The following is a 20,458-nucleotide window of genomic DNA, read 5'->3' as shown; positions in this document are numbered from 1 at the left end:
TGGCCACGACACGCTGGGCAACGCCAACACCTCGCAGAGCAAGGCCATCGGTACGGTGCAGATTTCCGATACCGAGAAGTTCTCCGGTTGGCACCGCCAGCAGCACGAGGATGACAGCGCCCAGGTGTCGCAGGTGGCCAGCAACATCGGTAGCCTGGGCGGCAGCGTCAACCTCAGTGCCGGTGGCAGCTACAGCCAGATCGCCAGCAATGTGGTGGCCGCACAGGACATCAACATCACGGCCACCAGCATCGAGCTGCTCACTGCCGGCGAGTCCCATTATGGTTCCTTGCTATGTGATAGCCTGAAAATATCCCGTCGTGAATGATTTGGCTGTATTGCCAATTATTTACATGATTTTATATCTGATTTTGTGTTTTAACCTACTGGCTTTTTCGGCCCGCTTGATTTGGTTAGGTAGGTGAGATGAGTAATGAGGTGCTCTGATTTATTTATATCTTGGCATGCGCCAATAATTCCATCTTATGCACTTGCTGGCATACCGATTGGCGTTTGCAGGAATGATTTTGAGTCTGTCATTTCGCGATACTTGGTTGGAGATCACGGTTCTACTTATAAGTTTGATGGGTCGCCAATTCTCAGGCTCGAGATATATGATAGATTTTCTGATAGAACTTATTTTCATTTTTATATCTATGATGATTCTGTTGTTAATGAGCTAAAAAGAGGGTTGCCATCCTTGACTGTTGTGTTTAGGGGTGGGGTAGTTTTTGCTGTAAAGGTTTATGATTTTAGTTTTCCGGGTGATTTGGCTGGGGCCCTTGTTTACTCTGGGGCGCTTCCTGGCGGCTGTCGCTTGGGAAGTTCGGTTTCAAGTGTTCTTGAATTCACCAGCCTCGAATTCGATGAAGTGGATGAATGGTTCTATGCTGATGCCGAATATGGTGGGCTCGAAATAACAGGGTGGGGAGTTCCTTTGGAGGATGAGCCCGATCAAACTATCAGTGCGATTTGTGTTATTCCCTAAAGATCAAAAGAATGAACTGAGAACTTGCACACCCCCTTGTTTACATCGCTGCAGATATGCCTGAATCAAGATGGACTGCGGCGTGATCCGAAGTGCATTGCCACCACGCGAGAGGCAACCGGTCTGATGGCGGGCGATGGCATCGCTGTCGGCCATGACCCTGCCGGCGAATGGGCATGGCCTGGGCTTGTGGTTGCCCACCGGTACCGGGCGGGTCTGCCACCGATTCCGGGGATGGTTGCCGCTGTCACGGCCGGGGCAGGCGATGCATGACTTCGGTAACTTGTTGCCCTTGTCTGCTGCGGTTGCAATGCAATGATGAAAAAGACCCTGTTGCTTCCGCTGGTGTTGATCGCCAGCTTGAGTGCCTGTTCGCCGCAGGTGGTGCGCAACCCGCTGGCCACCTGGCATGCCTCGCCCAACCACAACGAGCGCGGGCCGGTGGTGATCGTGCTGCACCACACCGACCAGGATTCGGTGGCCGAAAGCCTGCATACGCTGAGCACCGCCAACAGTGGCGGCAAGGTCAGCTCGCATTACCTGCTGGGCAAGGACGGTGACCTCTACCAGCTGGTGGCCGACAACCGTCGCGCCTGGCATGCCGGCCCGGGCCGTTGGGGTCCGCTGGGTGACCTGAACTCCACTTCGATCGGCATCGAGATCGACAACGACGGTGACAGCCCGTTCCCGCCGGTGCAGGTGGATGCCCTGATTGTGCTGCTGGAAGACCTGACCACGCGCCTGAACATCCCGCGTCATGCGGTGATCGGCCATGCCGACCTGGCCCCGGGGCGCAAGCAGGACCCGAACCGTTTCTTCCCGTGGCAGGCTCTGGCCGAGGCAGGTTTCGGCCTGTGGCCCAAGGCCGAGCACGGCCTGCCGCCAGCCGGGTTTGATCCGCTGCTGGCACTGCGCACCTTCGGCTACCCGGTGGACCGGGCCAAGCCGGAAGCGGCCATCACCGCCTTCCACCGCCGCTTCCGTGGCGATGACACCCTGCCGCCGGTGCTCGATGCCGAGGACGCCCGCATCCTGCATTCGCTGCTGCAGCAGATGCCTTGAGCGTGGGTCTGGCGCTGCCTGATGGGCAGGCTTTGCACTATATTGGTGCAATGAACGAGGGCCTTGCGCAACCTGATGTGGAGCAGCTGGCAACCCCGCTGCTGTGGACCGGTACAGACGGCCGGGTGCGCGGGGTCAACCCGGCCTTCGTGCGCTGGCTGGGCATCAGTGCGCGCCGCCTGATCGGCCTGCCGTTGGCCTCGCTGGAGGTGCAAGGGCAGGTGCTGGCCCAGTTCATGGCGCGTGACCAGGCTGACCTGCTGCGTCTGGACCGCCTGGCCCTGGCCCTGCCCGGCGAAGCGCCGCAATTTGCCCAGGGCTGGCTGGGCCGCAACGAGCTGGGCTGCTGGCTGCTGGAGCTGCACCCGGTGGACGAATTCGCCGTGGCCGACCCGGTGCAGGCCCTGCCCAGTGCGCTCAATGCCACGCTCAAGGGCCTGGCCCACGAGCTGCGCAACCCGCTGGCCGGGATGAAGGGAGCGGTGCAGCTGCTGGCCCGCCTCAATGCCGGGCGTGATGCCGAACAGGGCGAGTTGATCGCGTTGATCAGCAGCGAGATCGAGCGCCTGAACACCTTGCTGGAACAGCTGCTGTCGCCGCGCCCGCTGCAGCCGCAGGCGGCGCTGAACATCCATGCCGTGCTGGAGCGGGTGCTGCGGCTGGCCGAAAGCGAGGCCGGCTGGGCGGTACGCCTGCAGCGCGATTACGACCCCTCCATTCCCGAATTCATCGGTGATGCCGACCGCTTGACCCAGGCCATCTGGAACCTGGTGCGCAACGCGATGCAGGCCGGCAGCAGCACCGTGACCCTGCGTACCCGGGTTGAACACAGTGCGCGCATCGCCGAGATGATCCACCCGCTGGTGCTGCGCCTGGACATTGCCGATGACGGCCGTGGCGTGCCCGAGGACCTGGCCGAGCACATCTTCCTGCCGCTGGTCACCGGCCGGGCCGAGGGCACCGGCCTGGGCCTGGCCCTGGCCCAGCAGGTGGCACGCGAGCATGCCGGCTCGCTGGGTTACCGCTCGCGCCCCGGGCATACCGTGTTCACCCTGTTGTTGCCGTTGACCCCTGATGTGATGGAGACGCCATGAGCCTGCAATCGCCCGCCCGTATCTGGGTGGTGGACGACGACCGCTCGGTGCGCTTCGTGCTGGCCACCGCGCTGCGCCAGGCCGGCTGGCAGGTGGAGGCCTTTGACAGCGCCGCAGCGGTGGATGCGGCCCTGCACAGCGGCCAGGTGCCGGACCTGCTGTTCACCGATGTGCGCATGCCGGGGCAGTCCGGGCTGGAGCTGCTGGAGCAGCTCAAGGCCGGGCACCCGCAGCTGCCGGTGATCGTGATGAGCGCCTACACCGATGTGGCCAGCACCGCCGGTGCCTTCCGGGGCGGGGCGCATGAATTTTTGTCCAAGCCGTTTGACCTGGACGACGCCGTGGCCCTGGCCCGGCGCGCCCTGCCGGCCCAGCGCGAGCCGGCCCTGGCCCCGCTGGCCGAGGCACCGGCAACACCGGCCAACGTGGCCGGGCCGCCGCAGCTGATCGGCGATACCGAGCCGATGCGCGCCCTGTTCCGCGCCATCGGCCGCCTCGCCCAGGCCCCGCTGTCGGTGCTGATCCACGGCGAGACCGGTACCGGCAAGGAGCTGGTGGCCAATGCCCTGCACCGTGAATCGCCGCGGGCCCATGGCCCGTTCGTGGCCCTGAACACCGCTGCGATTCCGGCCGAGCTGCTGGAAAGCGAGTTGTTCGGGCACGAAGCCGGTGCCTTCACCGGTGCCAACAAGCGCCATGTCGGCCGCTTCGAGCAGGCCGATGGCGGCACCCTGTTCCTGGACGAGATCGGCGACATGCCGGCCTCGCTGCAGACCCGCCTGCTGCGGGTGCTGGCCCAGGGCGAGTTCTTCCGTGTTGGCGGGCGCGAGCTGATCCATGTCGATGTGCGCGTGGTCGCTGCCACCCACCAGGACCTGGAAGCCCTGGTGGAGCAGGGCCGCTTCCGCGCCGACCTGCTGCACCGGCTGGATGTGGTGCGCCTGCGCATGCCGGCGCTGCGCGACCGCCGCGCCGATATCGGTGCGCTGGCCGAGAACTTCCTGGCCCGCGCCGCGCAGCGCCTGGACATGCCGCTCAAGCGTCTCAGTGCCCCGGCCCTGGCTGCGCTGGCCGCGCATGACTGGCCGGGCAATGTGCGCGAGCTGGAAAACGTGTGCTGGCGTCTGGCCGCACTGGCCGTGGCCGACACCATCGATGCGGTGGATGTGCAGGCCGCGCTGGCCCGTGGCGGGCGCCTGGCCGGCCCGGCCCTGTCCGGTAGTGGCCTGGACTGGGAGGGCCCGCTGGCGCGCTGGGCCCGCCAGCAGCTGGAGGCCGGCACCACCGATGTGCATGCCCAGGCCCGTGAACGCCTGGACACCACCCTGCTGGAAGTGGCCCTGGCCCTGACCGGTGGCCGTCGCGCCGAGGCCGCCAGCCGCCTGGGCGTGGGCCGCAACACCCTGACCCGCAAACTGGGTGCCAGCCGCAGCCGGAGCTGAGCCGGTTTGCTCTACCATGCCTGCAAACAGCAACAACAAAGGCACATGCCGATGCGTATCCAGACAATGGCAGTGATGGCCGCAGTGGCCCTGGCCGCCTGTTCCAGCACCCCGGCAGTCAAGCCGGAAGCACCGGTAACGGCAGCGCCGGCCCAGGTCGGCACCCTGATGCAGGCCGAAGCGGCCCTGGCCCCGGCCTCGGCCAGCATCGTCAGTGGCCGCCTGGTGCTGGTCAGCCAGCCCGGCGGGGTGCGCATCACCGGCACCCTCGGTGGCCTGCGCCCGCATCAGCAGGCCGGCTTCCATGTACATGAGCGCGGTGACTGCAGCGCGGTGGATGGCAGCAGCGCCGGTGCCCACTTCAACCCGACCGGCAGCCACCATGGCCGCCATGGCCAGCCGCCGCACCATCTGGGCGACATCGACAACCTGCAGGCCGATGCGGCCGGGCGGGTGGCTGTGGACACCTACCTGAGCGGGGTCGTGCTCGGCGGTGGTGCCCTCAACGATGTGCTCGGCCGCGCCTTGATCGTCCACAGCCAGGCCGATGACTACCGCAGCCAGCCGGCCGGCAATGCCGGTGCCCGTGTGGCCTGCGGGGTGATCCGCCAGGCTCGTCAATCCTGAGGAGAAACACCATGCGCAATACCCTGAGCCTTGCCGTCGCCGCCCTGTTGCTGGCGGCCTGCAGCCCCAACCAGGAGCCGGCCAGCCCGGTACCGCCGCCGCCGCCGGCGGCCAACGAGGCCGGTGACCACAGCAGCCACGAGGGCCATGAAGGCCACCCGGGCGAGGATAGCGTGGCCATTGCCCGCCTGCAGCCGACCGCCGGCAACCAGGTCAGCGGTGAGCTGATGATCCGCCGCCTGGGCGACCGCCTGCAGGTCACCGGCATCGTCAGCGGCCTGAAGGCCGGCAGCGAGCACGGCTTCCACATCCATGAAAAGGGCGACTGCAGTGCCGGCGATGGCAGCAGCGCCGGTGGCCATTTCAATCCGTCCGCCGCCGAGCACGGCGCCATGGATGCCCCGGCTCACCATGCCGGCGACATGCCCAACCTGGTGGCCGATGCCAACGGCGTGGCCAATGTCGATGGCCAGCTCTCCGCCCAGGCCACCCTGGGCGATGGCGGCAGCAACGACATCCTCGGCCGTGGCCTGATCATCCATGCCGATCCGGATGACTACGCCAGCCAGCCCACCGGCAATGCCGGCGCCCGCCTGGCCTGTGCGGTGATCGAAAACGCCGGCTGAGCCGGTGTTGCCGGGCCGGGAGTTTTGCGGCCCTGGCCACTGCCCACAAAAAACCGGCTTGGCGGCCGGTTTTTTGTTGCCTTGCGCGTAGCTGGCCTCAGTGGCCGAGCATCTGCCGGGCATCCTGGCCGCTGCGCACATGCACGTAGAGCACGTCCAGGCCATGGGCTTCGAGCACCGCGGCCATCTGCCGCTGACGCATCAGGAACTGCTCGTAGACGCGGGTCAGGCGGTCGCACTCGCCACGTTCGTGGTTGTAGTGCGCACACCAGCTGGCCGGGTCGAACAGGGCCATGCGCACCTCGCCATGGGCGTAGCGCAGCAGCGGTTCGGGGGCAGCATCAAGCCACTGCTCCTGGTCAGCGGCCAGCAGGGCGGTCTCGATCAGCGGCCACAGCGCGCCCAGGCCCTGGTTGTCGTACTGCATGGCCATCATCGCGGCCAGGTCGTGCACGGTGAAATAGCGGGCGTGCTCGATCTTGGCGCCGAAGGCGTTCTGCGCCTGCAGGGCGGTGTCCGGCTGGGCCATGCCGTTGGCCAGCAGCACTTCTTCCAGCGCCTGGCGCACGCTGTCCACGGTGGCCGCATCGCTGCCGGAGAGCAGGAAGGGCACCACGCGCAGGCCGCCGCCGGTCAGGTCCGGGTTGGCCTGCAGCGGCATCGGCACTTCACCGCTGGCATCGGTGCCGAAGGCCAGCACCCGCGGGCCCTCGTCCTTGCCCGGCGCGCGCTGCTGCAGGTCGGCAAAACGGCGGTGCACCGCCCAGCCCGGGCGCAGCACTTCGGCCGGGTCGAAATGCGCGGCTGCGAACACGAAGTCCAATTCAGGTGCCTGCGGCACCAACTTGGCCAGATCGCGGCCGACCAGGGCAGCCAGGGCACCGGCTGCGTCGGTATCCAGCGCCGCACGTTGCGGGGCATCGCCACCGGCAAGTTCCAGGGCCAGCAGGCCCAGGGCATGGTCTTTCGGGAAGTGATTGCTCATGGCTCCAGTCTTGGCCCCTACGGGGGCGTACAGCTACACTTCAACCATTATGCCTGCACGTGGTGTGCAGGGGTCGTTGCCCTACTTCCTTGCCAGGTGTTCCCATGTCCAATGCACGTCGTGTCGCCATCATCGGCGGTGTCCGCATTCCGTTCTGTCGCCAGAACACCGCCTATTCGGATGTCGGCAACCTGGGCATGAGCGTGCGCACGCTCGGCGCGCTGGTGGAGCGTTATGGCCTGCACGGCAAGCAGCTGGGCGAGGTGGCCATGGGCGCGGTGATCAAGCACCCCTCGGACTGGAACCTGGGCCGCGAGGCCGCGCTGTCCTCGGGCCTGTCGCCGCTGACCCCGGGCATCACCCTGCAGCGTGCCTGCGGCACCTCGCTGGACACCATCATCACCGTGGCCAACAAGATTGCCCTGGGCCAGATTGAATCGGGCATCGGCGGCGGCTCGGACACCACCTCCGATGTGCCGATCGTCTACGGCAAGAAGCTGCGTGGCCGCCTGCTGGCTGCCAACCGCGCCAAGACCACCGGCGACAAGATCAAGGCCCTGATCGGCGGCTTCAAGTTCAGCGAACTCAAGCCCGAATTCCCCGGCGTGGCCGAGCCGCGCACCGGCAAGAGCATGGGCGCCCACTGCGAGGACATGGCCAAGCAGTGGAACATCAGCCGTGAGGACCAGGACGCCTGGGCGGTGTCTTCGCACAAGAAGCTGGCCGCTGCTTACGAGGCCGGTTTCTTCAGCGACATGGTGGTGCCGTTCCGTGGTGTGGAACGCGACAACATCCTGCGCCCGGACACCAACCTGGAAAAGCTGGCCACCCTGAAGCCGGCCTTCGACAAGGTCTCCGGCCGTGGCACCCTGACTGCGGCCAACTCCACCCCGCTCACCGACGGTGCCTCGGCGGTGCTGCTGGGCAGCGAGCAGTGGGCGGCCGACAACGGCCTTGAAGTGCAGGCCTACCTGCGCGATGCGCATGTCTCGGCGGTGGATTTCGTGCACGGCGAAGGCCTGCTGATGGCCCCGACCGTGGCGGTGGCCGAGATGCTCAAGCGCAACAACCTGAGCCTGCAGGACTTTGACATCTACGAAATCCACGAGGCCTTTGCCGCCCAGGTGCTGTGCACCCTGCGTGCCTGGGAAAGCGCGGAGTACTGCCGCGACCGCCTGGGCCTGGACGCCCCGCTGGGCGCGATCGACCCGGCCAGGATCAACCCGATGGGCTCCTCGCTGGCGGCCGGCCATCCGTTTGCCGCCACCGGTGGCCGGGTGATTGCCGCTGCCGCCAAGCAGCTGGCCCAGCGCGGCGGTGGCCGTGCCCTGGTGTCGATCTGCACCGCCGGCGGTATGGGCGTGGTGGCCATCCTCGAGCGCTGAGCACAGCGCAACGGTGAACGAAAAAGGCGGCCATCGGCCGCCTTTTTCATTGCCTGCACGGTGTGGCCGGCTCAGGCCTGCGGGCCATCCAGACGCGGCAGGCCATGTGCATCGCGCTGTTCCACGGCCGTGTCCGACTCATCCGCGGGCAAGGCAGAGTTGCCGTCCTCAAGCGGCAGCAGAGGCTGGCCACGGCGCAGGCGCAGGGCGTTGAGCAGGCTGGTGCTGGCCTGGGTGTGCAGGCCCTGCTCGGCGTAGGCCTGGCCCAGGGTTTCCCAGGCCGGGCTGCCGGCATTGGCGGCAATGGCCTGCAGCAGCAGTTCATGGGCACGCGGCCACTGCTGCTGCTTGCGGGCGATCTGGCCGGCACTGAGCAGCAGCTGCGGGTCGTCGGGGTGCTGCTGCAGCAGGCGCTGCAGGCGCGCGGTCATCGCGTCCGGGTCGCCGCCGGCATCAATTTCATCAAGCAGCGGCAACAGCTGCGGGGACCATTGCGCTTCCAGTGCGTGCTCCAGGGCGCGTGCGGCCGGCTCCGGCCAGCCCAGTGCATTGGCCTGGCGGGCATAGGCGGCGGCCACCTGCGGGTCCTGGCGCAGCGGCTTGGCCAGGGCTTCCCAGCGCTCGGCCAGGGTGGTCAGGTCACTGGCCTGGAGCAGCATCTGGCTGGCCAGCGGCGCTTCCAGGGCGGTGAGCTGTTCTGCGGGCAGGGCCTGCTGGCTGCGCAGGGCGCCGAGCAGGCCATAGGCCTCATCGGCACGCCCAGCCGCGCTCAGGGCACGCTGGCGCAGCACCTGGCCACGCGGTGGCAGCGGTTGCAGGACGGGGTTGTCGAGCAGGGCCAGGGCATCTTCGGCCTGGCCACGCAGCAGCAGCCGGCGCGCCTGCAGCAGGGCATGGCGCAGCGGGTCGATTTCCTGAAGGCGTTGCAGATGGCGGGCCGCGGCGGTTTCATCGCCACGCTTGTCGGCGGCGCGCAGGGCGGCGGCCAGGGCCACCGGGCCGACCTCGGCTTCATCGGCGGCCGACAGCAGCAGCTTCTCGCCGGTCAGCCAGCGCCCGTGGTGCAGGGCGGTCAGGCCATCGATCAGGCGGGCCCGGGCCTGCTTGCGGCGGAAGCGCAGCCAGACCCGGAACGGGGCGGCCAGCAGGGTCCACAGCAGCCACAGCAGCAGGGCGGCGATCAGCAGCAACAGCCCGGCCTTGGGCAGGGTGGCCACGTAGTCGTTGCCACCGGCCTGGACGATGACCTGGCCGAAGCGGCGCAGGCTGGGGTCGTTGAGCCACTGGGCCCCGGCCACGACCAGCACGCAGACCAGGACCAGGGCCAGAACGGCGCGGAAAAGTTTCATTGGGCGGTACTCCCGTGGCGCAACTGGCGCATCTGGCGCAGGGTCGAGCCGAGCTCGGCGGTGTTCAGGGAAAGGGGAGCCTGACGCATCTGTTCCAGCGCCTGTTGCTGGCGCTGGCGGGCCGGGCTGGCCGGCCACAGCCGCACCACCCAGTCATTGATGCGTTGCAGGGCGCGTGCCCAGCCTTGCTGGTCGCCACGTTCCAGCGCGGCGCGGGCCAGGCCGGCTTCCAGTTGCAGGGCGTCCAGGGCGTGCACGCGCTGGGCATCGGCCAGCAGCACGCTGGCATCGCTGGGGTGGATCTCCACCAGTGGCGAGAGCAGGCGTTGCCACCACTGCAGCTGTTCCGGGGTGCTCGCTGCGCTCTGGTGCTGCATGGTCAGCAGGGTCTTGAGCACGTCATCCAGGGCCCGGGACTGGGCCAGACGCGGGTCTTCGCCCAGTGCCTGCAGGGTGCGCTCCTCCTGCAGCAGGGCCTGGCGCAGGTCGAGCAGGCCCGGGCCTTCCAGGTCCTGCAGCAGGGTGCCGGCCTGGGCATACAGGCGGCGGGCGCCGTCCAGGTCATGGCCATATTCCAGCCGCTGCAGGGCCTGGCCGAGGACCACTTCGGCCTCGTCCTGGCGCAGGGCCAGCAGGTTCTGGCGGCTGTCGGCACTGAGCCGGGCCACGTTCTGCTCCAGCAGGGCATTGCGCTGGGACAGGCCGAGCACTTCATCGCGCAGCAGGCGGTTGCCGCTGGCCGCATCCTGCAGGGCACGCGCATTGGCGCGCTGGTCGGCACGCAGGGCCTGCAGGCTCTGTTCCAGGGCGCCGACCTGCTGCTGCAGCTGGGTGGCCAGGCCATGGGCCTGCTGGCGTTGCTGCAGCAGGTAACCGCCGCCGGCGGCGGCCAGGCCGAGGATGACCAGGCCGGCGGCCGTGGGCCAGAGCCAGCGGTTGCGGGGGGCCGGGGGCGTGGCGGAAGGATCGCTCATTGCTACGACACGTCAGTACCGAGGGGAGGGGCAGGCCGGGCCTGTGCTGCAAGCATCACCCCCGCAGCGGGCCGGCCGCAAGTTCCGCGCCGGCCGGATGCGGCCGCTGCAGCCAGCTGGCCAGCAGGTCGGCCGGCATCGCACTGCTGGCCTGGCGCACGTCGGCAAAGCCCAGGGATCGGGCCTGTTCGGCCAGGCGCGCGCTGGCGGCCACCACGCTGGCCCGGCGCAGTTGTTGCTGCTGGGGCGCGGAAAGCTGGGCCCAGACTTGCTCCAGGGCCTTGCCGCTGCTCAGGGCCAGCACGCTGGCGGCGGGCAGCCGGGCCAGCTGCGCGCGCTGGCGTCCGCGCAGGGGCAGGGGCTTGCGCCGGTAGACCTCGGCCAGCTGCAGCTGCGCCCCGCGCTCTGCCAGGGTGGCGGCAATGATGCCGCGCCCGCCCGGTGCACTGACCATGCCGATGGCCTGGCCGGCCGGATCGCGCAGGCCGGGCAGGTCGAGCAGGCCTTCGCTGTCCATCCGCGCCGGCGACTGCACCTGGGCAATCCCGGCCTGGTGCAGCGCATTGGCGGTGCCCTGGCCCACGGCCAGCCAGTGCTGCACGGCACCGGCACCGGCCAGCGGCAGCAGGGCATTGGCGGCCTGTACCGCGGCCGGGCTGGTGAACAGCACCTGCGGGCAGGCCAGGGCGCGCTGCAGCTGCTGCGCGGTGGCCGGGTCGTGGCAGGGGGCGATCACCCACGGTGACAAGGCCAGCAGGCGGCCGCCGTGGGCCCGGGCCAGCTGGCGCAGGGAGCCGTGCTGGCCGCGTGGACGCAGCGACAGCAGGGTCCAGCGGGCGGGAAGATTTGCGTGCGCGCTCATTGCCGGCATTATGCGGGGCTGGGCCGTACTGGCCAGCGTCTTCATGTTTTCGGGATAGCAGCATGCACGAGCGATTGGCGCGACTGGGCGCCACCCTGGCAGCGATGCCACCGGTAGCGGCAATGGGGATCACGGTGGTGGAGCATGTCCAGCACCGCCTGAGCCTGGCCGCGCCGCTGGCGGCCAACCTCAATGACAAGGGCAATGCCTTCGGCGGCAGCCTGGCCTCGATCCTGACCCTGTCCGGTTGGGGCCTGGCCACCCTGGAGCTGGAGGCGGCAGGCCTGCAGGCCGATGTGTATGTGGCCGACAGCCAGGTGCGCTATCTGGCCCCGCTGTATGGCGACCTGCAGGCCACCGCGCAATGTGCCGAAGACGCCAGCTGGGAGGTGTTCCTGCAGCGCTTTGCCACGCGCGGGCACGCCAGCATCCAGCTGCAGGCGCAGATCCTGGCCGATGGCCGGCCGGCGGCGACAATGACGGGACGTTTTGTGGCCAAGGCCAGGGTGACGGCATGAGCAGGCAGTGGGTACGGGGAGCGTTGTTGCTGGCAGGCTTGCTGCTGCCGGCGTTGTTGCTGGCGGCCGAGCCGCCGCGCAAGGCCATGCGCAGCTTTGACCAGGTGCATGTGGCCTGGTCCAACGCGATGCGCTGGGGCGAGATGGAGGAGCGCGAGCCGTTCCTGGGCACCGCCTCGCTGGCCGGACTGGATGACTTCCAGCGCCGGCGTTGGGAGCAGGTGCGCATCAGCGGCTACCGCGAGCGCTCGCGCAACCTGCAGGCCGATGGCCGCTTGCGCATACGCGCCGAGGTCAGCCTGATCAACGTGCACACCCAGGCCGAACGCAGCGTGGTGGTGGATGAATACTGGGCCTGGATGCCGGAACTGCGCAGCTGGAAACTGGACTCGGGCCTGCCCGACCTGTGGCCGGAGCGGTGAAAGCATGGCTTGTGCGACAATCGACGCCCATTTTTGGATTGACTGTCAGTGAACGTTGAAGAGCTGATGGCCTTTGCAGGCCGTAACCCGATGCTGTCGCTGGCCCTGGCGGGCCTGACCGTAGCGCTTGTGTACACCGAGATCGCCCGCCTGTTCCGTGGTTTCAAGGCGATCAAGCCGGCCGATCTGACCCAGCTGGTCAATGCCGGCAATGCCGTGGTCATCGACCTGTCGGCCCCGGCCGACTTTGAAAAGGGCCACATTGCCGGCAGCCGCAACGTGCAGGCCAAGCAGTTCGGCCCGACCCACAAGCTGGTGGCCAATGCCAAGCAGCAGCCGGTGGTGCTGGTGGACCGCACCAGCCTGGCCTCGATCAGCGCCGCCAAGGCCCTGAAGAAGGCCGGTTTTGAACAGATCCACGTGCTCGATGGCGGCCTGCCGTCGTGGAGCGCGGCCGACCTGCCATTGGTCAAGGGCCGTAATTGATTGAACAGGCCTTGTATGTTGGCGCTGCCGCCACCATTTTCAGGCCTTGCTGCATCCACTGATTCTTCTTCCCAGTAATTCGTTGCGGAGTACTAAAGAAATGTCCGAAGAGAACACCAACGGCGTCGCCGCCCCGGCTGAAAACACCGCCAACGGCCCGGCCTTCACCATCGAGAAGATCTACGTCAAGGACGTTTCTTTCGAATCCCCGAATTCCCCGGCCGTGTTTGGCGAAAACGCCCAGCCGGACCTGCAGCTGAACCTCAACCAGCGCGTGCAGCGCCTGAGCGAGCAGGTGTTTGAAGTGGTGCTGGGCGTGACCCTGACCTGCAAGGTCGGTGACAAGACCGCCTACGTGGCTGAAGTCCAGCAGGCCGGTGCCTTCGGTCTGGTCGGCCTGGAGCCGCAGGCCATCGACGTGCTGCTCGGCACCCAGTGCCCGGCCATCCTGTTCCCGTACGTACGCACCCTGGTGTCCGAGCTGATCCAGGCCGGCGGCTTCCCGCCGTTCTACCTGCAGCCGATCAACTTCGAAGGCCTGTACGCCGAAACCCTGCGTCAGCGTCAGGCCCAGGTCGAGGCTGAAGCCGGTGGTCTGGCTGCCGCCGAGCCGGCCGGCAACGCCTGAGCAACCGCGGTAATTGCATGACTGACAGCCACGCCAAGATTGCTGTACTGGGCTCCGGTTCCTGGGGAACGGCGTTGGCCAGTCTGGTCGCACGACACGGTCACCCGACCGTGTTGTGGGGCCGTGACCAGGCCGTAATCGACGCCATCGACAGCCGCCACGAGAACCCGCGCTATCTGCCGGGGCTGGCTTTGCCGGACAACCTGCGGGCGACCACCGACATGGCCCAGGCCGTGGCCGGTGCCGCCTGGGTGCTGGTGGTGGTGCCGTCCCATGCCTTCGGTGAAACCGTACGCAAGCTGGCGCCGATGCTGCCGGCCGGTGTCGGTGTGGCCTGGGCAACCAAGGGCTTTGAACCCGGTTCGGGCCGTTTCCTGCACGAAGTGGCAGGCGAGGTGTTCGGTGAGGGCGTGCCGTTGGCCGTGGTCACCGGGCCGTCGTTTGCCAAGGAAGTCACCCAGGGCCTGCCCACCGCGGTGACCGTGCACGGTGACGATGCGCAGTTCACCCAACTGGTGGCCGATGCCATGCACGGGCCGTCCTTCCGCGCCTACACCGGCAACGACATGGTCGGTGCCGAGCTGGGCGGGGCGATGAAGAACGTGCTGGCCGTGGCCACCGGTGTGGCCGATGGCATGGAGCTGGGCCTGAATGCCCGCGCCGGCCTGATCACCCGCGGCCTGAACGAGATGCTGCGCCTGGCTGCTGCCATCGGTGGCCGTCCGGAAACCCTGATGGGCCTGGCCGGTCTGGGTGATCTGGTGCTGACCAGCACCGGCGACCTGTCGCGCAACCGTCGCCTGGGCCTGGCCCTGGGCCGCGGCAAGGGCATCGCCGAGGCCGTAGCCGAGATCGGCCAGGTGGTCGAATCGATCCAGACCGCCGACGAGGTCATGCGCCAGGCCGAGCGGCACGGGATCGAACTGCCGATCTCCAATGCCGTGCGCGCCGTGCTGCATGGCGAGCTGAGCCCGGCCGATGGCCTGAAGCAGCTGATGGCCCGCGAACAGAAGGCCGAATACCCGCAGACCCTGTTCAAGTAACCGGGCCTTGCAGGTGTTTGCAGAAAACCCGGCGCAGGCCGGGTTTTTTGTTGCCTGTGCGGCACTGTTGGCCGGGGCCGGGGATGCGCGGCGGGGAACTGGATAGACAGCTCTGCCCGGCCGGGCCGGCGCGCGCCATGGTCAACGCAAGACTGCACACCTGCCACATATCACTGGCAGCAGCAGTGCCGATGGCGGAAGAGCCTCCTGCGGATGCCCGGATGCCCGGATGCCCGGATGCCCGGATGCCCGGATGCCCGGATGCCCGGATGCCCGGATGCCCGGATGCCCGGATGCAGGGCTGTCAGTGCTGATTGGCCGGCATTGGTTCCGGCCACGAAAAAGCCCGGCGCGGGGGCCGGGCTTTTTCCTGTCGGAGTCCTGCTTGCTCGGGGAGGGAGACTCCGGCAGTGGCGGCGGGGCTGGAGGGGGAGGTTCCAGCACCCACCGCCGGGGTGCGCAGCGGCAACGGGAGAGAGGCGTCGACGCCGCGCCTTCTTGCGCGGTTTACCAGCTGAAGCGCGGGCCGACGAACCACTCACGGGCACCGGCCTTGGCCAGCTTGACCTCACCGGTCACGCCCCAGTTGGCGTTGATGTTGGCCACCGCACCGACGCGGCCGTAGAACTCGCCGTCCGGGTTGATGCCGTGCTTCTTGCTGTAGTCCTCATAACCGGCGAAGGCATAGCCTTCCACCACCGGGTGCAGCTTGGAGCGCAGGCCCACTTCGGCGCTGACGCCGTTGAAGTCCGGGCCGTACTGCGGGTCGAACTTCTGGTAAGCGGCACGGGCGACCAGGTCGGTGGTCGGGTTGATGCCGCGGTTGTAACCGGCGCCGATGCGCCACTGGTCAACATCGACCTTGCCCAGGTCGGTTTCCTGATTGGTGTAATCAGCAAACAGGTGATAGTTCGGATGCACGGCAACCGAGCCCTTCAGGCCAAAACCATCAGCATCGCCGCCCTTGGAATCGGTGGCCACATAGCCGCCCTCAACATAGTTGTAGGACAGGCCGTCAGCCGCAGCAGCGGTGAACGGAGCAATGGCAGCCAGGCTCAGGGCAATGACAGCGGTCTTCATATCGATACACCTTCCTTATGGTTTCAGTCCGATCCGGAAGGGCGTGCCTTTCCGGACCGGTGGAAGGATTTAGGCATAAACGAGCCAAATTCCCCCTGAATACCAAACTTGCCAGTACATAAATAAGGTGGCGCCAGCGGGAACTTTTCACCGTGGCTTTACCCGTGGCGTTGCCGGGGCAGTGACGCTGGAAAGGCCGGTTGTAGGGCGGCACACAGCACACCACCCGCACAGGGCGGGTGGTGGCAACAACGGTCGAGGCGGCGCCATAGCCGCCGGCAGTGGCTTACCAGCTGGCGCGCGGGCCGATGAACCACTCGCTGGACGAATGCTTGCCCAGCCGCACCTGGGCGCTCAGGCCCCAGTACTCGTTGAACTGGGCCAGGGCGCCGAGGCGGCCGTAGAACTCGCCCTTGGGGTCGAACCCGGCCGACTCGGAATAGTCTTCCCAGCCGGCCACCGCTTCGACCTGCCAGTGGCGGCTGGCCCACAGGCGGCCACCCAGTTCCAGTGCATAGCCGTTGGCGTTGTCGCCGTATTCGGGGCGGAAGCCGAGCCAGCTGGCGCGCAGCAGCAGGTCGGTGGTGGAGCTGAGCTCGTGGTTGTAGCCGATGCCGGCCCGCCATTGGTCAACCTTCACCTCGATATCGTCGACCTTCTGCCGGCTGTAGTCGGCAAACAGGTGCACGCTGGGGTGTACCGCGGCCATGCCCTTGATGGCGAAGCCATCGGCGCTGGCATTGTCGGTATCGGTGTAGGTGTAGCCGGCCTCGACATAGGTATAGGAGAGACTGTCACTGGCCTTGGCAGTGAACGGCAGGGTGGCCAGCAGGCTGGCCGCAAGCAGGGTCTTGTACATCCCGGTACGCCTTCTTGGTTGGGGCTGCGCGATCTGGGCCGGCAGCGGTGATCCATGAAGGGCGGCAATCTAGCATCGAGTTGCGGCGGCTCTGGCCGCGTATGTGCCAGAGCGTGGACACGGTCGCAGTGTGGCTGTGACCGCGTCCACAGGCGGGCTCAGGCCAGCAGCTGCACGTGCTCGCCGGCCGGGCCGATCCAGCCGCGCTGTGCGGGGTCACCGGCGCTGCGCCAGCCGCTGGCCTGCAACTGTGCGGCATCGACCAGCGGCAGACGCAGGGCCAGGCTGTGCACGCCGGCATGGCGCACGCTCGCGGCAGCCGGCAGTTCCACCTGGTCGATCTCGACCATGCACTGGCCCGGCATCGGCACCACGGCCACCGGGTAACGGCCTTCCAGCGGCTTGCCGTAGGCGCGGTTGAGCACGGTGATCTTGGTCTCGAAGGCCCAGCCCGGTGCGCCCAGCAGGCTGGCCCAGGCGGCCTGGGAGGCGGCGCGGTCGGGGGTGGTCATCACCCCGATGAAGGTGGCCGCGACGGTGTCTTCGGTCATCGGCAGGTCGAACGGCGGCACCTGGTCCTTGATCTGGGTCAGGTACAGCAGCTCGCCGGCCGGGCCCAGCACCTGGGCGGCGCGGATGGCATCGCTCAGTTCCAGGTTGGCGGCGGCGCCAAGCACGCGGAACGGGGCGTTCAGGCCGGCGGCCAGGGTATCGATGTCACCGACCAGGATTTCCAGCGACAGCCAGCCGTGGCGGAACATCGGCTCGGCCACCACCGCGGTGGGGTCTTCAATCACCTGCAGCACCGGTACGCCGGCACTGTTGGCCAGCCAAGCCTGGGGCGCGCCGGCTAGCGCGGGCAGGCCGAGGATGGCGGCCTCCGCTGCTGGCAGCGTGCCTTGTGCGTGCAGCTGCATGGCCAGCTGCTGCTGGTAGGCGGTGCAGAAGGCGGCCAGGTCCGGGGCAATCAGGGTGGCATGGATGATGCCCTGCGGCAGCGCGCTCACTGCCCGCGCTCCGCGGCCAACTTGCGCTCCAGCCAAGGCATCAGGCCGCCACCGGCGACGATTTCCATCAGCTGCGGCGGGATCTTCTCGCAGGAGAATTCGCGGCCGCTGCTGTGGTTGATGATGCGACCTTCCACCGGCAGCACTTCCAGATCGTCGCCACGGGCGGCCTCCAGGTCGGCACAGACCAGGGCCGGCACGCCCAGGTTCAGCGCATTGCGGTAGAAGATGCGGGCAAAGGACTTGGCGATGATCGCGCCCACGCCCAGCTCGGCCAGGGCCTGCACCGCCTGCTCGCGCGAGGAGCCGATGCCGAAGGATTCACCGCCGACCACGATGTCGCCCGGGCGCACCTCGCTGGCAAAGCTGGGATCCACTGCCTCCAGGCAATGGCTGGCCAGCACGCTCATCGGCTCGCGCATGTAGGGGCCGGGGGCGAGCACGTCGGTATCGATGCGGTCGCCGAAGACAAAGGTATTGCCGCGCACGTTCATGCGCTTTCTCCCAACAGGTCGCGTGGATCGATGATGTGGCCGGCCACCGCGGCGGCGGCCACGCTGTACGGCGAGGCCAGGTAGACATCGGCCTGGGCCGAGCCCATGCGGCCCTTGAAGTTGCGTGCGGTGGTGGAGATGCACACTTCACCGGCACTGAGCATGCCTGCGCCCATGCCGGCACAGGCACCGCAACCGGACGGCAGCAGGATCGCGCCGGCAGCCGTGAGCGTGGCCAGGGTGCCTTCGGCGGCGGCCTGGTTGGTCATCGCCACCGAGGCCGGGGCGATCAGCAGGCGCGTGCCCTTGGCCACCTTGCGCCCGGCCAGGGCGCGTGCGGCCATGCGCAGGTCTTCCAGCTTGGCGCCGGTGCAGGCACCGATGTAGGCCTGGTCCACGCGCACACCGGCATGTTCGGCCACCGGGCGGCTGTTGGCCGGGCTGTGCGGGGCGGCCACATACGGGGTGATGTCGGCGGCGTTGTAGCGGTGCACGGCGGCGTAGGCGGCGTCGGCATCGCTGCGCCACTGGCTGATGTCACCGGTAAACGGCTTGCCGGCCGCTTCCAGTGCGGCCAGGGTGGTCGCATCGGGTTCGACGATGCCGGTTTCCGCACCCAGTTCGGCCGCCATGTTGCACAGGGTCAGGCGCTCGTGCATCGGCAGGGCGGCAATCGCGCTGCCGCCGAACTCGAACACCTGGCCCTCGTTGCCCATGCCGTGCTGGGCGCACAGCATCAGCATGATGTCCTTGGCGCTGACCCCATCGGCCAGCTGGCCGTCGATCTGGATGCGGGTGGTCTGCGGCACGCGCAGCCAGACCTCGCCGGTGACCAGGGCGCCGGTGATGTCGGTGGCGCCCATGCCGACCATGAAGGCACCGAAGGCGCCGCCGCTGGGCGAGTGCGAATCACCGCCGACACAGAACATGCCCGGCTGCACATGGCCGTTTTCCTGCAGCACCACGTGGCAGATGCCGAGCATGTCGTAGTGGGTGACACCGGCCTTGCGCGCCCAGTTGCGGGTCAGGGCGAGGATGTCCGCGCTCTCCATGTCCACGGCCGGCACGAAGTGGTCGGAGACCACCACCACCTTGTCCTTGTCCCAGACCGAGGCCCCGAGCTTTTCCAGCCGCCCGGCGACCCGGCGCGGGCCACCGGAGTCGTGCATCATCAACAGGTCAAGACGCGCGGTGAGGATCTCGCCGGCACGCACGGTGGCTTGGCCGCAGGCGCGGGCCAGGATCTTTTCAGCAAGGGTGGCGCTCAAGCAGAGCTCTCCATCGGGTCAGGGGTGTGATCCAGGCGCATTTGATAGCGCAGCTGGTCGGGGCGGTATTGGATTTCCAGCAGGTCCAGCAGCTGGCCATCGCGGTCAAAGGAGCGGCGTTCCAGGGTCATCACGGCCTGGCCCGGCTGCATCTGCAGGTAGATCGCCGGCACCGCATCCACGCGCATGGCCGAGATCTTCTGCTCCACCCGCACGATCGGCAGGCCGCACTGGCGGAACAGGTCGATGCGCGAGTGCCGGGCCAGCTGCTCGGCGTTGAAATCCGGGTGGGTGGTGCGGGTCCAGCTGGTGTAGTAGCCGAAGGCCTGGCCGTGGCGCGAGCGCACCCGCACGCAGTTGACCAGGCTGTCGTTCTCGTCCAGGCCGAAGGCCTGGCGGACCGGGTCCGGCGGCACGTTGCGCTGGCAGTTGAGCAGGCGTACCTGGGTGTTGTCGGCCAGGGTGTCCAGGTTGTCGATCAACTCGCACAGCGGGCTGCGCAGCGGCGGCGGGCCGTTGCTGGCCGGTGAGCGGCCACGGCCATGGGTCACGCGTGTGCCACGGCCACGCTGGCGCACCAGCAGGCCTTCCTCGGCCAGCTCGGCCAGGGCCAGGCGCACGGTCACGCGCGAGATGCCCAGCCGCCTGGCCAGGTCCTCCTCGCGCGGCAGCTGCTGGCCGTCACGCAGTTCACCACGCTGGATCTGGTCGCGCAGGAACGAGCGCAACTGGTGGTACAGCGGCGTGTGCAGGTCGCGGCGCAGCAGGCCCTGCATGGTGGTGGTGTCGTACAGATCCATGGGCAGGGCCCTGTGGCCAGTCACGTAAGATGATAATGATATATCTATATAACTAGAAAGGTATGGTCTGCCAAGTGCCGGATTGGGTAGCGCTGGCAGGAAGCCCTGTGGCATTGTTTGTCCGGACAAGAGGTGCAGCTGTTCCAGCAACTTGAAGGGGTGCGGATGAAGCGTTGTTACCCGTGGGTCATTTGTGTGGTGGCCATGATCATGCTGTCCATTTCCAATGGCATGACCATGACCGGCATCACCGCCTTCGATGCGTCATTGCTGGACGAGTTCGGCTGGAGCCGGGGCGCGCTGAAGTTCCGCGACATGTTCAACCTGTTGCTGGCCGCGCTGCTCTCACCCTTCATCGGTGCCTTGATCGACCGCGTCGGGGTGCGCGCGCTGGTGCTGTTCGGCAGCGTGTTGCTGGCCATCCTGTATGTGGCCTATTCGCAGGTGGCCAGCATCGCC

The 20,458-nt window shown here is 67.6% G+C and carries 24 protein-coding genes; 14 read left to right on the top strand and 10 right to left on the bottom strand.

The window, feature by feature from the left end; genetic code table 11:
• From ABB30_RS16530 to ABB30_RS14100, 7 genes are all read left to right on the top strand, one after another.
• Positions 1 to 328 (top strand): hypothetical protein (locus ABB30_RS16530; RefSeq protein ID WP_161808866.1); only part of this gene is annotated, 328 nt, incomplete at its 5' end.
• A gap of 105 nt (positions 329 to 433) precedes the next feature.
• Positions 434 to 988, top strand: a complete 555-nt coding sequence (locus ABB30_RS15890; protein WP_211263494.1) for a hypothetical protein — start codon at positions 434 to 436, stop codon at positions 986 to 988.
• Between the two features lie 318 nt (positions 989 to 1,306).
• Positions 1,307 to 2,050, top strand: coding sequence for an N-acetylmuramoyl-L-alanine amidase (locus ABB30_RS14120; protein WP_245626515.1), 744 nt, complete (start codon positions 1,307 to 1,309; stop codon positions 2,048 to 2,050).
• Between the two features lie 50 nt (positions 2,051 to 2,100).
• Positions 2,101 to 3,144 (top strand): two-component system sensor histidine kinase NtrB, encoded by a 1,044-nt coding sequence (locus ABB30_RS14115; RefSeq protein WP_057638953.1) that lies wholly within the window; start codon positions 2,101 to 2,103, stop codon positions 3,142 to 3,144.
• Positions 3,141 to 4,586, top strand: a complete 1,446-nt coding sequence (gene ntrC / locus ABB30_RS14110; protein WP_057638952.1) for a nitrogen regulation protein NR(I) — start codon at positions 3,141 to 3,143, stop codon at positions 4,584 to 4,586. The genes ABB30_RS14115 and ntrC overlap by 4 nt, the downstream gene beginning before the upstream one ends.
• 45 nt (positions 4,587 to 4,631) lie before the next feature.
• Complete coding sequence (locus ABB30_RS14105; RefSeq protein ID WP_057638951.1) at positions 4,632 to 5,213, top strand: superoxide dismutase family protein; 582 nt, start codon at positions 4,632 to 4,634, stop codon at positions 5,211 to 5,213.
• An 11-nt stretch (positions 5,214 to 5,224) separates the two neighbouring features.
• Positions 5,225 to 5,839 (top strand): superoxide dismutase family protein, encoded by a 615-nt coding sequence (locus ABB30_RS14100; RefSeq protein ID WP_057638950.1) that lies wholly within the window; start codon positions 5,225 to 5,227, stop codon positions 5,837 to 5,839.
• Between the two features lie 97 nt (positions 5,840 to 5,936).
• Here ABB30_RS14100 and ABB30_RS14095 read toward each other — a convergent pair whose 3' ends face one another.
• Positions 5,937 to 6,824, bottom strand: coding sequence for a hypothetical protein (locus tag ABB30_RS14095; protein ID WP_057638949.1), 888 nt, complete (start codon positions 6,822 to 6,824; stop codon positions 5,937 to 5,939).
• 104 nt (positions 6,825 to 6,928) lie between these two features.
• On the opposite strand from ABB30_RS14095, the gene ABB30_RS14090 reads away from it, so the two are divergent.
• Complete coding sequence (locus ABB30_RS14090) at positions 6,929 to 8,209, top strand: acetyl-CoA C-acetyltransferase (protein ID WP_057638948.1); 1,281 nt, start codon at positions 6,929 to 6,931, stop codon at positions 8,207 to 8,209.
• A gap of 71 nt (positions 8,210 to 8,280) precedes the next feature.
• Here the strand turns inward: ABB30_RS14090 and ABB30_RS14085 are convergent, their stop codons facing one another.
• The 3 genes from ABB30_RS14085 to ABB30_RS14075 are packed head-to-tail and all read right to left on the bottom strand — an operon-like array spanning position 8,281 to position 11,394.
• On the bottom strand, positions 8,281 to 9,558 hold the full coding sequence (locus tag ABB30_RS14085) for a heme biosynthesis protein HemY (protein WP_057638947.1): 1,278 nt from the start codon (positions 9,556 to 9,558) through the stop codon (positions 8,281 to 8,283).
• Positions 9,555 to 10,532: a uroporphyrinogen-III C-methyltransferase gene (locus ABB30_RS14080; RefSeq protein WP_057638946.1), complete on the bottom strand. Its 978-nt coding sequence runs from the start codon at positions 10,530 to 10,532 to the stop codon at positions 9,555 to 9,557. Before ABB30_RS14080 ends, ABB30_RS14085 begins: the two co-directional genes overlap by 4 nt.
• A gap of 55 nt (positions 10,533 to 10,587) precedes the next feature.
• Entirely contained in the window at positions 10,588 to 11,394 is an 807-nt protein-coding gene (locus tag ABB30_RS14075; RefSeq protein WP_057638945.1) for a uroporphyrinogen-III synthase, read from the bottom strand.
• 62 nt (positions 11,395 to 11,456) lie between these two features.
• On the opposite strand from ABB30_RS14075, the gene ABB30_RS14070 reads away from it, so the two are divergent.
• From ABB30_RS14070 to ABB30_RS14050, 5 genes are all read left to right on the top strand, one after another.
• Entirely contained in the window at positions 11,457 to 11,912 is a 456-nt protein-coding gene (locus tag ABB30_RS14070) for a YiiD C-terminal domain-containing protein (protein WP_057638944.1), read from the top strand.
• Complete coding sequence (locus ABB30_RS14065) at positions 11,909 to 12,334, top strand: hypothetical protein (protein ID WP_161808865.1); 426 nt, start codon at positions 11,909 to 11,911, stop codon at positions 12,332 to 12,334. The genes ABB30_RS14070 and ABB30_RS14065 overlap by 4 nt, the downstream gene beginning before the upstream one ends.
• A 48-nt stretch (positions 12,335 to 12,382) precedes the next feature.
• The gene (locus ABB30_RS14060) at positions 12,383 to 12,820 is read left to right on the top strand and encodes a rhodanese-like domain-containing protein (protein WP_057638942.1); all 438 of its coding nucleotides are present in this window, start codon (positions 12,383 to 12,385) and stop codon (positions 12,818 to 12,820) included.
• A 100-nt stretch (positions 12,821 to 12,920) separates the two neighbouring features.
• Positions 12,921 to 13,448 carry a protein-export chaperone SecB gene (gene secB, locus ABB30_RS14055; protein WP_057638941.1) on the top strand — a complete coding sequence of 176 codons (528 nt, stop codon included), beginning with the start codon at positions 12,921 to 12,923 and terminating at the stop codon, positions 13,446 to 13,448.
• A gap of 17 nt (positions 13,449 to 13,465) precedes the next feature.
• Complete coding sequence (locus ABB30_RS14050) at positions 13,466 to 14,491, top strand: NAD(P)H-dependent glycerol-3-phosphate dehydrogenase (RefSeq protein ID WP_057638940.1); 1,026 nt, start codon at positions 13,466 to 13,468, stop codon at positions 14,489 to 14,491.
• A 507-nt stretch (positions 14,492 to 14,998) separates the two neighbouring features.
• Here the strand turns inward: ABB30_RS14050 and ABB30_RS14045 are convergent.
• The 6 genes from ABB30_RS14045 to ABB30_RS14020 all read right to left on the bottom strand — a co-directional run bounded on the left by ABB30_RS14045 (position 14,999) and on the right by ABB30_RS14020 (position 19,999).
• On the bottom strand, positions 14,999 to 15,571 hold the full coding sequence (locus tag ABB30_RS14045; RefSeq protein WP_057638939.1) for an OmpO family porin: 573 nt from the start codon (positions 15,569 to 15,571) through the stop codon (positions 14,999 to 15,001).
• 286 nt (positions 15,572 to 15,857) lie between these two features.
• The gene (locus ABB30_RS14040; protein WP_057638938.1) at positions 15,858 to 16,430 is read right to left on the bottom strand and encodes a porin family protein; all 573 of its coding nucleotides are present in this window, start codon (positions 16,428 to 16,430) and stop codon (positions 15,858 to 15,860) included.
• Positions 16,431 to 16,588: 158 nt separating this feature from the next.
• On the bottom strand, positions 16,589 to 17,437 hold the full coding sequence (locus ABB30_RS14035; protein ID WP_057638937.1) for a hypothetical protein: 849 nt from the start codon (positions 17,435 to 17,437) through the stop codon (positions 16,589 to 16,591).
• Entirely contained in the window at positions 17,434 to 17,931 is a 498-nt protein-coding gene (locus ABB30_RS14030; protein ID WP_057638936.1) for a LeuD/DmdB family oxidoreductase small subunit, read from the bottom strand. The genes ABB30_RS14035 and ABB30_RS14030 overlap by 4 nt, the downstream gene beginning before the upstream one ends.
• Entirely contained in the window at positions 17,928 to 19,199 is a 1,272-nt protein-coding gene (locus ABB30_RS14025; RefSeq protein ID WP_057638935.1) for an aconitase/3-isopropylmalate dehydratase large subunit family protein, read from the bottom strand. The genes ABB30_RS14030 and ABB30_RS14025 overlap by 4 nt, the downstream gene beginning before the upstream one ends.
• Positions 19,196 to 19,999, bottom strand: a complete 804-nt coding sequence (locus ABB30_RS14020; RefSeq protein WP_057638934.1) for a GntR family transcriptional regulator — start codon at positions 19,997 to 19,999, stop codon at positions 19,196 to 19,198. The genes ABB30_RS14025 and ABB30_RS14020 overlap by 4 nt, the downstream gene beginning before the upstream one ends.
• Positions 20,000 to 20,203: 204 nt before the next feature.
• Between ABB30_RS14020 and ABB30_RS14015 the strand changes: the two genes are divergently transcribed.
• Positions 20,204 to 20,458: MFS transporter (locus ABB30_RS14015; RefSeq protein ID WP_161808864.1), on the top strand; the 255-nt coding region annotated here is incomplete at its 3' end.

The organism is Stenotrophomonas ginsengisoli, from assembly GCF_001431485.1.
In the GTDB taxonomy this organism is placed as follows: Bacteria; Pseudomonadota; Gammaproteobacteria; order Xanthomonadales; family Xanthomonadaceae; genus Stenotrophomonas; species Stenotrophomonas ginsengisoli.
The sequence above is the reverse complement of the archived record's forward strand: the minus strand, read 5'-3'. Positions and strand labels throughout refer to the sequence as shown.